Annotated in this window: 13 protein-coding genes and 1 pseudogene; 10 read left to right on the forward strand and 4 right to left on the reverse strand. The window is 46.3% G+C overall.

What is annotated here, in order from left to right; genetic code table 11:
- Positions 1 to 97 precede the first annotated feature (97 nt).
- The 7 genes from GC093_RS07595 (at position 98) to GC093_RS07625 (ending at position 11,795) form a co-directional block, all read left to right on the forward strand.
- Complete coding sequence (locus tag GC093_RS07595) at positions 98 to 2,854, forward strand: GH92 family glycosyl hydrolase (RefSeq protein ID WP_171651266.1); 2,757 nt, start codon at positions 98 to 100, stop codon at positions 2,852 to 2,854.
- A 52-nt stretch (positions 2,855 to 2,906) separates the two neighbouring features.
- Positions 2,907 to 4,346, forward strand: coding sequence for a glycosyl hydrolase (locus GC093_RS07600; RefSeq protein ID WP_312886471.1), 1,440 nt, complete (start codon positions 2,907 to 2,909; stop codon positions 4,344 to 4,346).
- Between the two features lie 107 nt (positions 4,347 to 4,453).
- Entirely contained in the window at positions 4,454 to 6,088 is a 1,635-nt protein-coding gene (locus tag GC093_RS07605; RefSeq protein WP_171651268.1) for an ArnT family glycosyltransferase, read from the forward strand.
- 507 nt (positions 6,089 to 6,595) lie between these two features.
- Positions 6,596 to 8,338 carry a biosynthetic-type acetolactate synthase large subunit gene (gene ilvB / locus GC093_RS07610; protein ID WP_171651269.1) on the forward strand — a complete coding sequence of 581 codons (1,743 nt, stop codon included), beginning with the start codon at positions 6,596 to 6,598 and terminating at the stop codon, positions 8,336 to 8,338.
- Positions 8,335 to 8,823, forward strand: a complete 489-nt coding sequence (gene ilvN, locus GC093_RS07615) for an acetolactate synthase small subunit (RefSeq protein WP_171651270.1) — start codon at positions 8,335 to 8,337, stop codon at positions 8,821 to 8,823. The genes ilvB and ilvN overlap by 4 nt, the downstream gene beginning before the upstream one ends.
- A gap of 241 nt (positions 8,824 to 9,064) precedes the next feature.
- A complete protein-coding gene (gene ilvC / locus GC093_RS07620; protein ID WP_171651271.1) occupies positions 9,065 to 10,057 on the forward strand; it encodes a ketol-acid reductoisomerase in 993 nt (330 codons plus the stop codon).
- Positions 10,058 to 10,244: 187 nt separating this feature from the next.
- Complete coding sequence (locus tag GC093_RS07625) at positions 10,245 to 11,795, forward strand: 2-isopropylmalate synthase (protein WP_171651272.1); 1,551 nt, start codon at positions 10,245 to 10,247, stop codon at positions 11,793 to 11,795.
- 166 nt (positions 11,796 to 11,961) lie between these two features.
- On the opposite strand, the pseudogene GC093_RS35760 reads toward GC093_RS07625, so the two are convergent.
- A pseudogene (locus GC093_RS35760) lies at positions 11,962 to 12,075 on the reverse strand (ABC transporter permease); the annotation flags it as partial.
- Positions 12,076 to 12,188: 113 nt separating this feature from the next.
- On the opposite strand from GC093_RS35760, the gene GC093_RS07630 reads away from it, so the two are divergent.
- A complete protein-coding gene (locus GC093_RS07630) occupies positions 12,189 to 12,314 on the forward strand; it encodes a YjcZ family sporulation protein (RefSeq protein WP_171651273.1) in 126 nt (41 codons plus the stop codon).
- A 171-nt stretch (positions 12,315 to 12,485) separates the two neighbouring features.
- On the opposite strand, the gene GC093_RS07635 is transcribed toward GC093_RS07630, so the two are convergent.
- The 3 genes from GC093_RS07635 to GC093_RS07645 form a co-directional block, all read right to left on the reverse strand.
- On the reverse strand, positions 12,486 to 13,682 hold the full coding sequence (locus tag GC093_RS07635) for an aminotransferase-like domain-containing protein (protein WP_171651274.1): 1,197 nt from the start codon (positions 13,680 to 13,682) through the stop codon (positions 12,486 to 12,488).
- A 128-nt stretch (positions 13,683 to 13,810) separates the two neighbouring features.
- Positions 13,811 to 14,131, reverse strand: coding sequence for a hypothetical protein (locus GC093_RS07640; RefSeq protein WP_171651275.1), 321 nt, complete (start codon positions 14,129 to 14,131; stop codon positions 13,811 to 13,813).
- 39 nt (positions 14,132 to 14,170) lie between these two features.
- A complete protein-coding gene (locus GC093_RS07645; protein ID WP_171651276.1) occupies positions 14,171 to 14,746 on the reverse strand; it encodes a hypothetical protein in 576 nt (191 codons plus the stop codon).
- Between the two features lie 197 nt (positions 14,747 to 14,943).
- Between GC093_RS07645 and leuB the strand changes: the two genes are divergently transcribed.
- Both leuB and GC093_RS07655 read left to right on the forward strand, forming a co-directional pair.
- On the forward strand, positions 14,944 to 16,023 hold the full coding sequence (gene leuB / locus GC093_RS07650; protein WP_171651277.1) for a 3-isopropylmalate dehydrogenase: 1,080 nt from the start codon (positions 14,944 to 14,946) through the stop codon (positions 16,021 to 16,023).
- 212 nt (positions 16,024 to 16,235) lie between these two features.
- On the forward strand, positions 16,236 to 16,784 hold the full coding sequence (locus GC093_RS07655; RefSeq protein ID WP_171651278.1) for a peroxiredoxin: 549 nt from the start codon (positions 16,236 to 16,238) through the stop codon (positions 16,782 to 16,784).
- Positions 16,785 to 16,862: the final 78 nt, after the last annotated feature.

Here is a 16,862-nt window from a genome sequence, read left to right on the forward strand (position 1 = left end):
CTACCTCAATATCCCTAATCTGGGGTTTAGTACTAGTATACAAAGTACACGCTTAATGAACAACCTAGAATTCGACTTCCCGGAGGTGCTGTGCCGCATGAACCGAACTGTCAAACAAATATCGGTACTGCTCCTTATCCTGCTTATTGCGGTGATGGCGGTAACAGCGAGCTGGGCTCCCTCATATAGCTACGCAGAACCGCTTGAGGATGGCAGATTACCGTTAACCTCCTACGTCGATCCGTTTATCGGCACGACAGGGGCTGGTCATACCTACCCGGGGGCGCAGGCGCCGTTCGGTATGATACAGCTTGGTCCAGATACGGGGGACCGTCCGGGAGGAGCGGGCTATAATGGAGATAATCCATATATTCAAAGCTTCAGTCTGACTCATTTGAGCGGAGTAGGGTGTGATGCCGCTTCTGATATTCCGATCATCCCGAGCGTCCAACCGCTGCTGCAATCCCCCGTACATAACCAAAAGGCTTATCAGCATATAAAAGGAAGGGAAACAGCTTCTCCCGGCTATTATAAAGCGGAACTTTCTTCTTCTGGCGTGGAAGTAGAACTTGCCTCAGCCACGCGTTCCGGTCTTGGAAGGTTCGTATTTCCTGCTGCGGAAGAACAAGCGTCCATACTTATTGTGCCTCCTAATAATACTGTGCAGTCAGCTTCATCCGCTCTGACCATAGATCCTGCTACCCGGACCATTAGCGGGCATTCTTCAAGCGGTGGCTTCTGCAACAGTTCCAATACATACAAACTATATTTTTATGCACAATTTGATACGCCTTTCGCTAATTACGGTACTTGGGATGAGAGAAAGCGCGTTGAAGGAAATGGCTTCATCAGTGGAGATCAGGCGGCGACTTACGTCCGATTCGATACTAAAAAAAGTACTACGGTTACTATGAGAATGGGTCTATCCTTCGTCAGTGTGGACAATGCCAAGCTCAATATGGTTACTGAGATACAGGGCCGGGACTTGGAAGCGGTACGCACCGAAACGGCGGCGGCCTGGAATAAACTGTTGAGCCGTATTCAGGTTGAAGGAGGATCTGCAGACAGCAGGAAGCTATTCTACACATCCTTGTATCATGCATGTTTGCAGCCGGGGATATTTAATGACGTGAACGGGCAATATCCCGGGTTTGACGATCAAATTTATACAATGGAACAAGGACGCAACATGTATGCGACGTTTTCGTTGTGGGATACTTACCGGACACAGCCGCAGCTTCTGGCTCTCCTCGCTCCTGATGTTGCCTCGGATATGGTAAATTCGCTTCTGGTGAATTCTCGGCAAACGACTGCAGAAGCAGGAGGTTTTCCGGGATGGAGCTATTATAACGACGATCCGAATATAATGGCTACTTATCCGGCGCCGCTCTATATTGCAAATGCCTTTGCTTTCGGAGCGCGGCAGTTTGATACAGTCGAAGTAAAAACAAAATTTATCGAAGCAGCCACTTCCCTTGACACGATGCCGAGAGCTTCAAGTGCGGACAACAACGGAGCCCAGTGGTGGGGGCTTGAACATTATATGAGGAGCGAATACGTGGATTCGGTTTCGGCTACGTTGGAATATGCGATGACGGACTTTGCAATTGCGATGTTCAGTCGCTCCCTTGGGGACGATGAAAGTTTCCGTTACTTCCGTAACCGGTCGCAGCATGCTTTTTCTTTGTTTAATTCGTCGGCAGCTGCTGACGGAGGATATTTTCAGCGACGAAACCAGGAAGGCGAATGGATAGTTCCTTTTTCACCTACAAGCTCGGATGGATTTACGGAGGGTAACGCGGCCCAATACAATTGGTCAGTACCGCATAACATTGCCGAGCTGATCCGTCTAATGGGAGGAGAAGAGGCGTTTTCTTCCAGGCTTGATCATCATTTGTCCGTATTCAAAAAAGACGGTTGGCCCATCGATTCTCCCTACTGGTGGTCGGGAAATGAACCGGGTATGGTAACACCATTTCTATACAATTGGGCAGGCAAGCCTTGGAAAACTCAGGAGAAGCTGCACGATATCCTGAGTACGCAATGGAGCGCCAGGAAAGACGGCATACCTGGCAACGATGATACTGGAACTGCATCAGCCTGGTACGTGTGGGCAGCGCTCGGTTTGTACCCGGCTATACCGGGGGTTGGCGGTTTTACTTTGTTTACTCCTTTGTTTGATAAGATCGATATTCAGTTGGCGGATAACAAAAGCATTCGTATCGAAACACGGCGCGGAGAGGTATCCGATTCATACATTCATCAGACACGGCTAAATGGCAGTGACTATGCTTCCACCTGGATTTCCCTGCAGGAACTAACGTCGAAGCAAAGCTCCAAGCTGGAGTTTTCAGTGGGAAGTTCCCCTGGTACGTGGGGCACTGGTATTCAAAATATCTCACCATCCTTCGGTCCAATCGGTAAAAACGAGCCGACCAATCTAGCATTCGGCAAACTGATGAAGGCTGAGGGCAGCTGCCAAACTACGGAGACTTCGGGGTTGGCAGCGGATGGAAACGATTGGACGAAATGGTGTTATGCTTCTAACGAAGACAAGACGCTGCAGGTCGATTTGGGCGGCGCGCATACAATAAGCCGCTGGGTGGTGAAGCATGCCGGAGTCGCCGAATGGCCGATGTATAATACGAAAGATTTTGGTCTTCAGGTAAGTATGGACGGGATCCAATGGATGGATGCCGACTACGTAACGGGAAATACGGAGGCGATTACCGACCGTTCGATAGCCGAAGTTTCAGCCAAATATGTCAGACTTGTCATCACGAATCCGACCCAGAATGATGATAAAGCAGCGCGGATTTATGAATTTGAAGTGTATGGCTGGAGCGGGGAGTAGTAATTGTGTAAGTTCAAAAAGTCAGCTTTGGTAAGAGGAGTTGATAGGATTGGTGGCCAAGAAAAGCTGGAGTGGTCGAAAAGGCCGCTTATTGCATGCCGCTGCACTTGCAGTAAGCGTGCTGATGCTAGGGTTTACAGAAGCGTCGCCTACAAAGGGAAAGCAGGTTGGCGAAGCTATTATTTATGAGGCTGAGGATGCCTTTCTCAGTGGCACCTATTTCACCAATGTCAAGGTTACAAACGGATACTCTGGTACCGGGTATGTGTCAGGATTCGACGAAGCTGGTGATTCGGTTGTATTCAACATTAGGGCAGATGAAACAGGGTGCTATCCGTTAACCATCTCTTATTCATCACCATTCGGAAATAAAACGAACAAACTTTTCCTCAATGAACAACTCGCAGGAGAGAAGGAATTTCCTCAAACCGACCGGTTCACTGAACTTAATTTTGGCTGTCTCGTGCTGCAAACGGGTTTCAACAGGGTGGAGCTGCGCAAAGATTGGGGCTATATCGATGTTGATTACATAAAGGTTGGCAAGCTGGAAATCCGTCAGGAAGCTGCTCATGTGAAGCCTCAGCTTGCAACACGGTATCCATCGAAAGAAGCGCAAGGTTTAATGAATTACTTGACCGAGCAATATGGCAAAGCAGTTATAGCCGGCCAACAGACGAATTCGCGGGAAGAACTGGACTATATCTTGTCTGCCTCAGGCAAGCTGCCTGCGATGATCGGCATAGAAGTAACCCGACTTGATGAGCTGGCACTCGAATGGGCAGAGAGGGGAGGTTTACTGACTTCCGAATGGCATTGGATGGCACCGGCGGGGGGCTATCATTATTTATCCGATTCTACGACCTTCGATATCGCTCAGGCGATAATTCCCGGTACTGTGGAGCATGAGCTTGTATTGGAGGATATTGACCGAATCGCGGCTTCACTCGGCAAGCTGAAGGATGCGGGTATACCGGTATTGTGGCGGCCGCTTCATGAGGCTGAGGGTAAATGGTTCTGGTGGGGGGAGCAGGGTCCGGGACCGGCAAAAATATTGTACCGGCTTTTATTCGACCGATTGGTTAATTACCATGGGTTGGACAATCTCATATGGGTATGGACCTCCATCGATGCCGCCAATTCTGGGGACTGGTATCCCGGCGATGATTATGTCGATATTGTAGGGATTGATAAATATGCTCAAGCAGGTAACTATGGAACTCTTATGATCCATTACGATAATTCGGTCAAACTGGTGAATGGCAGCAAGCTTGTGGCGCTCACGGAGAATGGACCGATTCCAGATCCACAGCAGCTGCAAAATTTGCGTGTAGGCTGGTCGTACTTTACTACATGGCACTTAAACCATATCATGGACGGCAATGAGAATAGTGTTGATCATATTCAGTATGCATACAATCATCCCTATGTCATTACATTAGACAAGCTGCCATCTGAAAAAATTTACTACAAGGATAGGCTAACTCTCCATTAAATTTAAGACACGAAAGTTATCTCAACGAAAGAATTCGATCAATCGCGGTCGCTCGTCTTTGAGTGGCTTCGATAAAGGTTATCTTATAAAGGAAGTGTGAGCAGGTCTTGCATAAAAAAACGTCAGTCAACGTATTAGGAATGGGGCTCCTATTTTTGATCGTGTTCAGTCTAGAAATGGGGCTGGGCGTCTATTTCGCTCATATTCGACAATTTGTATATTATGATGCCATAAGTCGTGTCGCTAACGCCTTTTATGTACTCTATAGCCGCGACCCTCATTTAGGCGCAATCGGATTTGTGTGGAATCCGCTTCCAAGTATTTTGGAACTAATCCCGCTGTTACTTTGGCCTGTCTTGCCGGAAGTTGCCAGTTCGGGACTGGCCTCCAACTTCGTAACGGCGGTTTTCTCCGCAGGGTGCGCTGTACTGTTGTATAAGTACGCTCGTCACTGCACTAACTCTATTATGTTATCGCTCTTTATTTCCCTCAGCTATGCATTTAACCCGTTCGTGTTTATTTATGGAGCTAACGGAATGAGTGAGGCGATGTTTTCATTTTTCATCATAGGGATGGTTATCTCGTTGACAAGGTGGATGCAGGAGGGAACCCCGTCGCATGTCATTACCATGGGATTTATGCTCGCTTTCGGCTTCTGGATCCGCTACGAATCTGTTGCGCTAGGGGCTGCTTTGGCCGTATCGCTGATCATCCTAGTGATGGACTATAACTATCGCAATCGGATTGCCGCCAATCGAACGAGGTTGTTCGGAATGAAGAGCTTGACCCGTGTGGAAGCGACGCTGCTGGTGGCGCTTTGCCCAGCTGTTTTTTCTGGGCTAGTCTGGATGCAGCTCAACTATTCGATGATGGGCGACGCGTTATTCTTTTTTCGTTCGGGTTACTCGAATATGGCGTTTTCGGGTAATATTACGAATGAGTTCAAGGAACTTATCAGCAGCAAAGTGGGCGTTGTCTCGCTTGTCCTGCGCAAGTCGGCCTGGTTTTCACTCCCGTTTTTGTGTATCTTGTTTACGCGTTTATTGGCTGGGTATTGGAGACGATGGGACACTCTCGTTCTGATTGTGCTGGTTGCCAGCATACCGGCTATGCAAGCGGTTATGCTTATGAAAGGCTCGTCCTTTGGCTGGCTTCGTTTCTTCGTATACCCCTTCGTTATTGCTGCGGCATGGTTGCCCTATGAGCTATCGCTGCTGCGCAGAGCAAGATTCGTGTATACGCTGGGAGCCTTGCTGCTGATCTCGATGTTAATGTCGTCTTTCGTTATTCGCGATATGAACAATCAGAAGCTATCTCCGGACGAATACGAAACGTTTCACATCGAGGAGAGCGGTACGTTGAAAGATTTGCGTATCGCCAAGGAAGTCTCCCGGTACACAGATGAGCTTATAAGCTCGAGCGAATTAGACAAGAAGCCAATAATACTAACGGACTCATACAGCGCATATTCGGTTTTGCTCAACAGCACTTATCCCCGGCAATGGATCATAACCAATGACAGGAACTTTACTCAGGCATTGGATGATCCACGAAGCTTTAAAGTCGATTATATCCTCGTGTCCAAGCAAAAAGGATCCGTACTTCAAGTTATTCATGAAAAGTATCCCGATCTGTTCAAACAAGGGACGGCATGGACCGAGCTTGTGAAAGATTTCCAGGGAGAATGGCGTTTATACCGCATAAAGGCAGAGGACGGAGAGCAGTTAACAATTAAAAAGTAAATATAAAGGGAAGAGCTTGTGGAAGGATTCTCATTTGAGAAAAGGGAATTGACAGGCTCGCAGACACCATGTAACAGATTTGGAATTCTGCTTGACTCTTGATCCAATTCGGACTATAATATTGAAAAAGCACACAGATTCAATCGGCTATGATGAGGACGAAGTTATAAGGGCACTTATGTTCAGAGAGCAGAGGATTTGCTGAAACCTATGCCATTAATCCCTTATGTACGAGCTCACCTCGGAGCTGTTTTCCTGAAAAGTATGTCTTATTGGCATAGCTATTAGGGAAAATCGGAATAGCACACGTTACCGTGCTGAAGGTATAACGACTATTATTTATTAAGTCGCGTACCTGCTAAGGTTATTTGCTGTGAGGCATTTAACAAACTCTGGGTGGTACCACGGAAGATTAGAACCCCTTTCGTCCCTTCAGACGCTATTTATGGCGTTTTGGGATGAGAGGGGTTTTTCGCGTTTTGAGTTTACGGGAGGAGGACAAAATCAATGATCGTTCAAACCACACAAAAGTCAAAAGAACAGCTGCACAAGGAACTGCTTCAGCCGGATGTCGTTACGGGGTCGGAAATGCTGCTTCGCAGCTTGCTGTTAGAGGACGTGGATTGCGTCTTTGGTTATCCAGGTGGAGCCGTTTTATATATTTACGATGCTATGCACGGTAATCCGAATTTCAATCATTTGCTAACCCGCCACGAGCAGGGAGCTATTCACGCCGCAGACGGTTATGCACGCTCCACAGGTAAGGTGGGCGTATGTATAGCGACCTCTGGTCCTGGTGCTACGAACCTTGTCACTGGTATTGCTACAGCTTACATGGACTCGGTGCCGCTTGTTGTCATCACAGGTAATGTTGCAACAAGTGTGATTGGAACGGATGCTTTTCAGGAAGCGGATATTACTGGAATTACGATGCCGATTACGAAACACAGCTACTTGGTACGTGATGTTAAGGATTTGCCGCGTGTTATTAAAGAAGCCTTCCATATTGCTTCCACAGGTCGCAGAGGACCGGTTCTTATCGATATCCCTAAGGACGTATCCAATGCACAGGCGCCTTACTATTATCCGGAGAAGGTTGAAATTCGCGGCTACAACCCGACGGTTCAGCCGAATAAGCTTCAAGTGGACAAAATGCTGGAGGCAATTGCAGAGGCAGAACGTCCGATCATTCTGGCCGGTGGCGGTGTAGTATATGCAGATGCTTCCAAGGAGCTTTTGGAGTTCGTAGATAAAACAAGGATTCCTGTAACAACTACTCTGTTGGGTCTGGGAGGCTTCCCGAGCGCTCATGAGCTCTGGCTTGGAATGCCGGGAATGCATGGAACCTATACAGCGAACCATGCTCTGCAGGATTGCGATCTGTTGATTGCTATCGGCGCACGCTTTGATGACCGTGTGACCATGAAGGTGGACGGTTTTGCACCGAAGGCGAAGAAGATCGTTCATATCGATGTAGATCCAGCCGAAATCGGTAAAATTGTAGAAGCAACCATTCCGGTTGTGGGTGATGTAAAAGCTGTGCTTCAATTGGCACTGCCAAAAGTGAAGCCTTCCAAATCGGAAGCGTGGATTAAGGAAGTTTCGGAGAACAAGCGCAACCGTCCGCTGCGGTATATTGATTCCGATACGGAGCTGAAGCCTCAATATGTAATTGAAATGATTCACGAAACAACCAAAGGTGATGCTATTGTAACGACAGATGTTGGGCAGCATCAGATGTGGGCTGCACAATACTACAAGTTCAATCATCCTCGTTCTTGGATTACATCCGGAGGCTTGGGAACAATGGGCTTCGGCTTCCCTTCAGCCATCGGTGCTCAAGTAGCGCATCCTGATAGATTGGTTGTTTCCATTAATGGTGACGGCGGTATGCAGATGTGTTCTCAGGAGCTGGCGATTTGTGCTATTAACAAAATTCCCGTGAAAATTGTGGTTATCAACAATCAGGTGCTGGGAATGGTTCGTCAGTGGCAGGAGATCATTTACGACAACCGCTACAGCCACATCGACCTGGCCGGCAGTCCGGACTTTGTTAAGCTGGCTGAAGCCTACGGCGTTAAGGGCTTGAGAGCAACGAATAAAGAAGAAGCCCGCCGTGTTTGGCAGGAAGCGCTGGACACCCCAGGTCCGGTACTCGTCGAATTTTTCGTCCGTAAAGGCGAAAATGTGTATCCGATGGTTACACAAGGCTCGACGATAGATCAAATGATAATGGGGGATTCGGAATGAGCCACAGACATACCATTTCCGTATTAGTAAACAATCAGCCTGGCGTGCTTCAGCGGGTTTCCGGTTTATTCGGCCGCAGAGGCTTTAACATTGAGAGCATTACCGTAGGCGAGTCCGAGGAATCGGGCTTGTCCCGCATGGTAATCGTAACTACAGGCGATGAAAAAACGTTGGAGCAGGTTTCCAAGCAGCTGTACAAACTAATTGATGTCATTAAGGTTATAGACCTGAGCTCTAACCCAATGGTAGCACGCGAGCTAGCGTTGATTAAGGTCAATGCGGAGCCAAGTGCTCGTCCGGAAGTACTGGGTGTAGTTGAAACGTTCCGTGCGTCTGTTGTTGATATCGGTCCAAGTTCATTAATTGTACAGGTAGTAGGAGATTCACTAAAAATCGATGCGATGATCGAATTATTGAAGCCATACGGTATCCGTGAGATTTCAAGAACTGGCGTTACAGCGATGATTCGTGGAGCGGTTAAATAAAAAAGTACTCATAAGGTTTTCTAGAACGCAGTTTTAGAGTAAAATGTACCTTGGAGTGGGGGATACAGCGGGTAACCTTCGTGTATGATTACGATAGCGAAAGTATCGACTGCTGCTGGTTGCACGGTAAAATTATTTAACGGTTATGCAGCGTAGCACAATCCTTCAGCTTTCCCGATAAGGGTTGTCCGTTATATCGCCCACTCACAGGGTTTTTAAATTAAAGGAGGAACTATTATCCATGGCAGTTACAACTTATTATGAAAAAGATGCAGATCTTAACGTATTACAAGGTAAAACAATCGCTATTATTGGTTACGGAAGCCAAGGCCACGCTCAAGCACAAAATCTTCGCGACAGCGGCTTGAAAGTGATCATCGGTCTTCGTCAAGGTAAATCCTTCGAGCAAGCTAAAAACGACGGATTTGATGTATACTCCGTAGCAGAAGCAACTAAAGTTGCTGATATCGTACAGCTTTTGATGCCTGACGAAACTCAAGCTAGCGTATATAAGAATGAAATCGAGCCGAACCTGAAGCATGGCGCAGCAATCATGTTCTCCCATGGCTTTAACGTTCACTTCGGCCAAATTGCTCCATCCGCAGACAAAGACGTATTCTTGGTAGCACCTAAATCCCCGGGCCACATGGTTCGTCGTGTATACGTAGAAGGCTTTGGTGTCCCTGGACTTATCGCTATCGAGCAAGATGCAAGCGGTAAAGCAAAAGAAATCGGTCTTGCTTATGCTAAAGGTATCGGTTGCACACGCGCGGGCGTTATCGAAACTTCGTTCCGTGAAGAAACAGAAACTGATTTGTTCGGTGAGCAAGCAGTTCTTTGTGGCGGTGCTTCTGCATTGGTTAAAGCAGGTTTCGAAACATTGGTGGAAGCAGGCTATGCTCCTGAAATGGCATACTTTGAGTGCTTGCACGAATTGAAGTTGATCGTTGACTTGATGTATGAAGGTGGTCTTGCTACAATGAGACATTCCATCTCCAATACAGCTGAGTACGGTGACTATGTAACTGGACCTCGCATCATCACTGACGAAGTGAAGAAAGCAATGAAAGACGTGCTTACCGATATCCAACAAGGTAAATTTGCACGCGACTTCATCTTGGAAAATCAATCCGGCCGTGCATTCCTTACAGCTACTCGCCGTTTAGAATCCGAGCATCCGCTTGAGCAAGTAGGTTCCCAACTTCGTGAAATGATGCACTGGATCAAAAAATAAGGTTGGACCGTTTGTGGTAATATAGTATTGAATGAGGTCGGCTTGAAGATAATGGGGAATGTTCTTTTTCTCACCTTCGAGCCGTACCTTTTTCTGCTTAAAGGTACGGTGAATAAATACCCTCGTTGCGAAGGACTTTAGAAGAATGTAGCTAATGTTACGAAACTCTTAGGAGGTGACCCAACCCATGAGAAAAATTTACATATTCGACACCACGTTGAGAGACGGGGAGCAATCGCCGGGTGTGAATCTAAACATGCAAGAGAAGGTGGAGATCGCGCTGCAGCTGGAAAAGCTGGGGGTCGATCGTATCGAAGCCGGGTTCCCGGCTGCATCTCCTGGTGATTTGGCAGGTGTGAATGCGGTAGCTCGTGCCGTCAAGAACGCTTCTATTATCGGCTTAGCGCGTTCGCGCGAGCAGGATATTGATGCCGTGCACGAAGCGCTGAAGGGAGCTCAAGACCCTTGTATTCACCTATTTCTGGCTACCTCCCCTATTCACCGCAAGCATAAGCTGCGTATGGAGAAGGAGCAGGTGCTGGCAACGGCTGAAGCCGCGATTCGTTATGCGAAGAAGTATTTTGACAAAATCGAATTTTCGCCTGAGGATGCCGGCCGTACCGAGCTGGACTTTTTATGTGAAGTAACGGCTATGGCTATTCGTGCGGGTGCGACGGTTGTTAATATTCCGGATACGGTCGGTTATTTGAACCCGAGCGAATTCGGTAACATTTTCAAGACGTTGAAGGAAAATGTAGTTGGGATCGAAAAAATTCAGCTAAGCGCCCACTGTCATGACGACTTAGGAATGGCTACGGCTAATGCGTTGGCTGCTGTGTTAAACGGTGCTGATCAAATCGAGGGTACGATCAATGGTATCGGTGAACGTGCAGGGAATACTTCACTGGAAGAAGTGGTTATGGCGTTGGAAACGCGTCAAGATTTCTTCCAAGCGAAATCCTCACTCGTATTGGGTGAGATTGCCCGTACAAGCCGTTTGGTGAGCAAGCTGACAGGTATGGTCGTTCCTGGCAATAAAGCGATTGTAGGCGCTAATGCGTTCGCACATGAGTCCGGAATTCACCAGGATGGTATGCTCAAGGAGAAGACGACATACGAAATCATGTCGCCTGAAACGATTGGCTTGAAGGATAGCAAGCTCGTACTGGGCAAGCATTCCGGACGCCACGCGTTCCGTGAGAAGCTGGTTGACATGGGCTACGATATGAACGATGAGCTGTTGAATGCAACATTCGCTAAGTTTAAAGACTTGGCGGATAAGAAGAAGAATGTAACCGACGAGGACATTCGTGCCTTGATCGAAGAGAAATTGATCGAAACGCCGGAAGTGTTTGTGTTGGATACAATGCAGCTGTCCTATGGCAATCAATCGGTTCCTACAGCGACTATCCGCGTTACGACGATTGAGGGCGGTACGGCAGAAGAAGCGGCTGTCGGCAATGGTTCCGTGGACGCAATCTATAAAGCAATCGATAAGGTAACGCAGGAAGATGTCGAGCTGGAAGATTACTCGATCAAATCCGTTACCCAAGGCAAGGACGCGCTAGGCGAGGTGCACGTTGTACTGCGCCAAGGCGATTACTCCGTTCAAGGCCGCGGCGTAAGCACGGATATTTTGGAAGCAAGCGCGAAGGCGTATATTGACGCGATCAATCGTTTGATTGAGAAACGCAAATCGCCTGCCCGCAATAGCCGTGATAATGTAACCTTGATCTAAAAACAGCGTTAACAGAAACACCCCGATACTAAGCCTGAACTCAGGCGAAGTACCGGGGTGTTTTTGTATACTGTGAATAAGCTCGTACAAGTTTTATTGTTGAAGCTGAGCTTAAACTTGGCAAACGAGCTCCTCCCCAAGGAGTGAGCCATCTTTAATACTGGTTTTAGCCTTTGACTGAGCCGACCAAAGCCCCTTTGGCGAAATATTTTTGCAGAAATGGATATACGATAAGGATCGGTAACGTAGATACAACAATAACAGCCATTTTTACACTTTGTTAACCATGAGCCTGTATTTATAGTGCAAATACCCATTCTGCTAAAAGCCCAAACCTAACCCAATAGGGACACATACCATAAAGAAGTTCCTTATGAAGGGAGGATGAGATCTATGGGTTTGGCAGCTGGAGTAGGTGCAAGTTGCGCAAGTTGCGGATTAGGCGGTTGGCACACAAGCACGGGTGTGATCTTGGTTTTATTCATTCTGTTGGTTATCGTTTCGCGTGCTTGGATCTAAGAATGAACTTATGATATCTAAGGAAACGGTACATTTCCGGAATAGGAATAAACCATAGAGCATGAGATAAACCCCCGGGCATCCGGGGGTTATCAATTGTAAATGTAAGACAAAAGAACCCTGCTTATCCGTTGTTTCGGACGAGCAGGGTCTTTGAAAGTATAAGGCTGCTTACACGGTTTGCAGCATTTTTTGGATAGCGCGATCTAATCGGGCAAAGCCCTCTTTCATTTGCTCATAATCGGTATGAGTGAAGTTGAGTCTCATTGCATTTCTTTTGGGCTCATCTGCAAAGAAGCTCGCGCCTGGTACGAATGCAACGCCTTCTTCTACAGCTAGCTTCATTAGCTTCTCCGTATCGATCTCCTCTGAAAGCTCCAGCCAGATAAACATACCGCCTTTTGGCTCATTCCAGTGAAGACCAGGCCAGTTTTGTTGATTCAGCAGATCCGCCATCTGGTGCATCCGAGTTTCGTATTCGCTGCGCACTAGGTCGATATGCGAATATAGATCAAAATGTTCAAATAATTGGTGTAAGGCTTGCTGATCCATCGTACTGGAATGCAGATCGGCAGCCTGCTTGGCGCGGGTCATTTGACGAATGACGTCAGGGTCGCCTATTGCCCAGCCTGTGCGTAAAGCCGGTGCTACGATTTTGGAAAAAGTACTCGTATACAGAACAGCGCTGCCTTGTGGATGCTTATCTAACGAAAAGATCGACGGCAGTGCTTCACCGCCGCCAAAACGGAGCTCTCCGTAAGGATCATCTTCGAGAATGAGCACGCTATTGCGTTTGCAAATATCTAATGTTCCTTGACGTCGCTCCAAGCTCCAGGCTTTGCCTGCAGGGTTTGAAAAGGTTGGAACTACATAGATCATTTTAGCGTTATATTCTTTAATTTTCTGTTCCAAATCCGTTAAATTCATTCCGTCCTCATCACCGTCTACAGAGACAATGCGCGCTTTGTGGGACTGGAAGATTTGAATGGCAGCTAAGTAAGTTGGGCGCTCCACCAGAATGACATCACCGGGATCAATGTAGACGCGCGTAAGCAAATCAATCGCTTGCTGGGAACCGGTCGTTATCAGCATATCATCTACGCCGACATGGATGTTCTTACGTTCCATGTGCTTGGCGATGCTTTGACGCAGTGGGGTGTAGCCTTCTGTTAAGCCATACTGCAGCACCTGCTTGCCTTCTTCGAAGACGCGCAAAAAAGCGTCACGAACAGCCTCAATTGGAAAATACTGCTCATTCGGCAGTCCGCCAGCTAATGAAATAATGGACTTTCCTTGAGTGAGTTTTAAAATTTCTCGCACAGCAGAAGATTTAAAGCTATCAATAGTATCGGAGAAACGGTAATCCATATAGATGCTCCTTTAGACAAAATAATATTCCTGATTAAACAATATAACTATCATTTTAATCCTTTAATAGCGATAAAACAACATGGAATATAGTTGATAAAGTGAAAGTACTTAGCAAGTGCTTACTATTAAAGTCTGTGTAAGGACTGCCGCTCCGCCTGCGGCCTGCAGGACCGACAGACACCGACCACCTTTTCGACGCCGGAATAGAAAGTCAATTCCTTCGGATTAACCTTGCGTTTGCAGTAGGAACAGCTTTGCTGCTGTTTAGAAGGAGGTAATTTGCCAGATGAAGCTGATGCCGGTCGATTAAGTTTCAAAGCACGTCTTTTCGCAAATGAGTGGCCTTGATTTCGCTTACGAATCTTCATAAAAATAAAGATAATTAAGATAACAAAGAGGAGGGAAATGCCGATAATTGCACTTGCAGTCCATTGGTTATTGAACATGCTCTATATCTCTCCTTTACCTATTGTTGCCCAAAGGGCTTACTTTAGTGTAACAATTAGAAAACTAACAATGATTGCTAAAATCCCTGTAGGTATCCCTATTAACAGTCCTATTAGGATGGATTTGGCATTATACCCCTTTAACGAATCTGTTGTACCTTTATCTATTTTTTTTACATGATAGACTAGACCGATATTGATACTAATGATGGTGAGAAGAAGGACAGGAATAGTGAAGAGCATAGTATCCTGAAGAGATATAAGTGTAGGTGGAATCTTCAGATAAAAGGATTGAGCGAGCAGCATCAATGCCACAAAGAGCTGTGCGGAGGCTTGTGTCCATCTAACCTTAGTAAATTCCTTTCCTAGCTTTTGCGCCTCGTAAGCTATGAGTTCTCTCATCGCAGGGAATAATCCAAACAAATTATAGTACATTGTTTTTGAAAACATATTCATTATGGCCAGGATAAGAATGATAACGCCTAGGGTACGCTGAAAAATGGACAGGGAATAAACATGGATGATAAAAGTAAATAAGATCGTCGCGATCAAAACAAATGAGTTTACTATAATTAATTGTCTGATTCTAAGCTTTCTTAGTCGAAGCAAATCCATCGGGGTCACCACCTTATTTGATAACCTAATTTTACCATAAAGGAAGTGGAGTGTTAAGAAACAGAGGTATTGTAAAGGAGTGTCTGAATGCTTATTGCTTTTTCCTATTAAGATCATAGATTTTATATCTTTGTAATGAACTGCTAATTATGGTACAAAGGATATAATCTACAACTTATGAAATAGGAGTGATATAAATGGCAGAGGTAAAAAAAATCGCAGTTATTGCAGGAGACGGTATCGGTCCTGAAGTTATCGCTGAAGCGGAAAAAGTATTGAAAAAAACGGAAGAGGTATTTGGCTACCGTTTTGAAACTGAGCACGGTTTGTTTGGCGGAATCGCGATCGACGAGAAAGGCACACCATTGCCACAAGAAACATTGGAGCTTTGTAAAAAAGCGGATGCAGTTCTTCTGGGCGCTGTAGGCGGTCCAAAATGGGACAGCAATCCGAAGGAGCTTCGTCCTGAAACAGGGCTTCTGGGCATTCGTAAAGAGCTGGGCCTGTTCTCCAACATTCGTCCTGCCGTTATTTTTGACTGCTTGAAGGATGCTTCTACATTAAAGCCTGAAGTATTGGAAGGTACGGACTTGATCGTTGTTCGTGAATTGACTGGAGGCATTTATTTCGGTGAGAAGTTCCGCCGTGAGGGTGCACATGGGGAAGAAGCGGTTGACACTTGCGTATATAATGTACAAGAAATTGAACGCATTGCTCGCCAAGCATTCGAGATTGCCCGTACGCGCAGCAAGAGATTGGCTTCCGTTGATAAAGCTAATGTTCTTGAAACATCCCGCTTGTGGAGAGAAACAGTAATTCGTATCTCTGCTGACTACCCAGATGTAGAGCTGGAGCACATCTTGGTTGATAACTGCGCGATGCAATTGCTTCGCCGCCCTTCGAGCTTCGATGTTATCGTTACTGAGAACATGTTCGGTGACATTCTAAGTGACGAAGCTGCTATGCTGACAGGTTCCATCGGGATGCTATCGTCCGCTTCCTTGGGCGAAGGCGCATTTGGTTTGTACGAGCCGGTACACGGTTCAGCGCCGGATATTGCGGGACAAGGTATCTCCAATCCTATCGCAACCGTTCTTTCCGTAGCCTTGATGTTCCGTCTTACATTCGGTTACCACGATGCAGCCGAAGCTATTGAACGTGCAGTAAAAGAAGTTTTGGATGCTGGTCATCGTACTGGTGATATCGCTGTAGACAAGAGCAAAGCAATTGGAACAGTAGCTATGGGTGAACTGATCGTGAACGCTATTAGAAAATAAGAATTGCAGCTTAGTGAAGACTCTTAGGTCCATTCAGTCAAGAATGCTTAAGGGTCTTTACTTTGTAGGATATAAATCATTCATGTCCTAACATAAGTCAGTTAGATTATAATCATTATAAATTAATAATCATTATAATCTTGACTTTCGAGAGGTCGAATGTTACGATTTTAGTCGAACAATCAATAGTATTAAAAGGAGGAAATAAGCAGATGGCAGAACGTTTGGTAGCTAAGCAAGCTCCGGATTTTACATTGGAAACAGCTAATGGAGACGGTGTAGGTTTCGGCAAAGTTTCTTTATCCGATTATAAAGGTAAATGGTTGGTATTGTTCTTCTATCCGCTTGACTTCACCTTTGTTTGCCCTACAGAAATTACAGCATTGAGCGAAAGCTATGATGAGTTCAAGAAATTGGACGCTGAAGTACTTGGCGTATCAGTTGACAGTGTACATACTCACCGTGCGTGGATCAACACTCCTGTTGACAGCAATGGTCTTGGTAAATTGAACTTCCCATTGGGCGCTGACTTGACTAAACAAGTTGCACGCGATTACGGCGTATTGATTGAAGAAGACGGTATCGCTCTTCGCGGCTTGTTCATCATCAGCCCTGAAGGCGAATTAAAATATCAAGTGGTCAACCACAACGATGTAGGCCGCAGCGTAGAAGAAACTTTCCGCGTTTTGGAAGCTTTGCAATCCGGTGGATTGTGCCCAATGAACTGGAAAAAAGGCGACAAGCACTTAGTTGCTCAATAAGCCGAATTCCGAATTTTAAACATTCCTTATCATATTTTAAAAAATCCCTCTGGTCTGCTATACTGCAGCTAGAGGGAT

This window comes from Paenibacillus foliorum (genome assembly GCF_013141765.1).
Classification (GTDB): domain Bacteria; phylum Bacillota; class Bacilli; order Paenibacillales; family NBRC-103111; genus Paenibacillus_S; species Paenibacillus_S foliorum.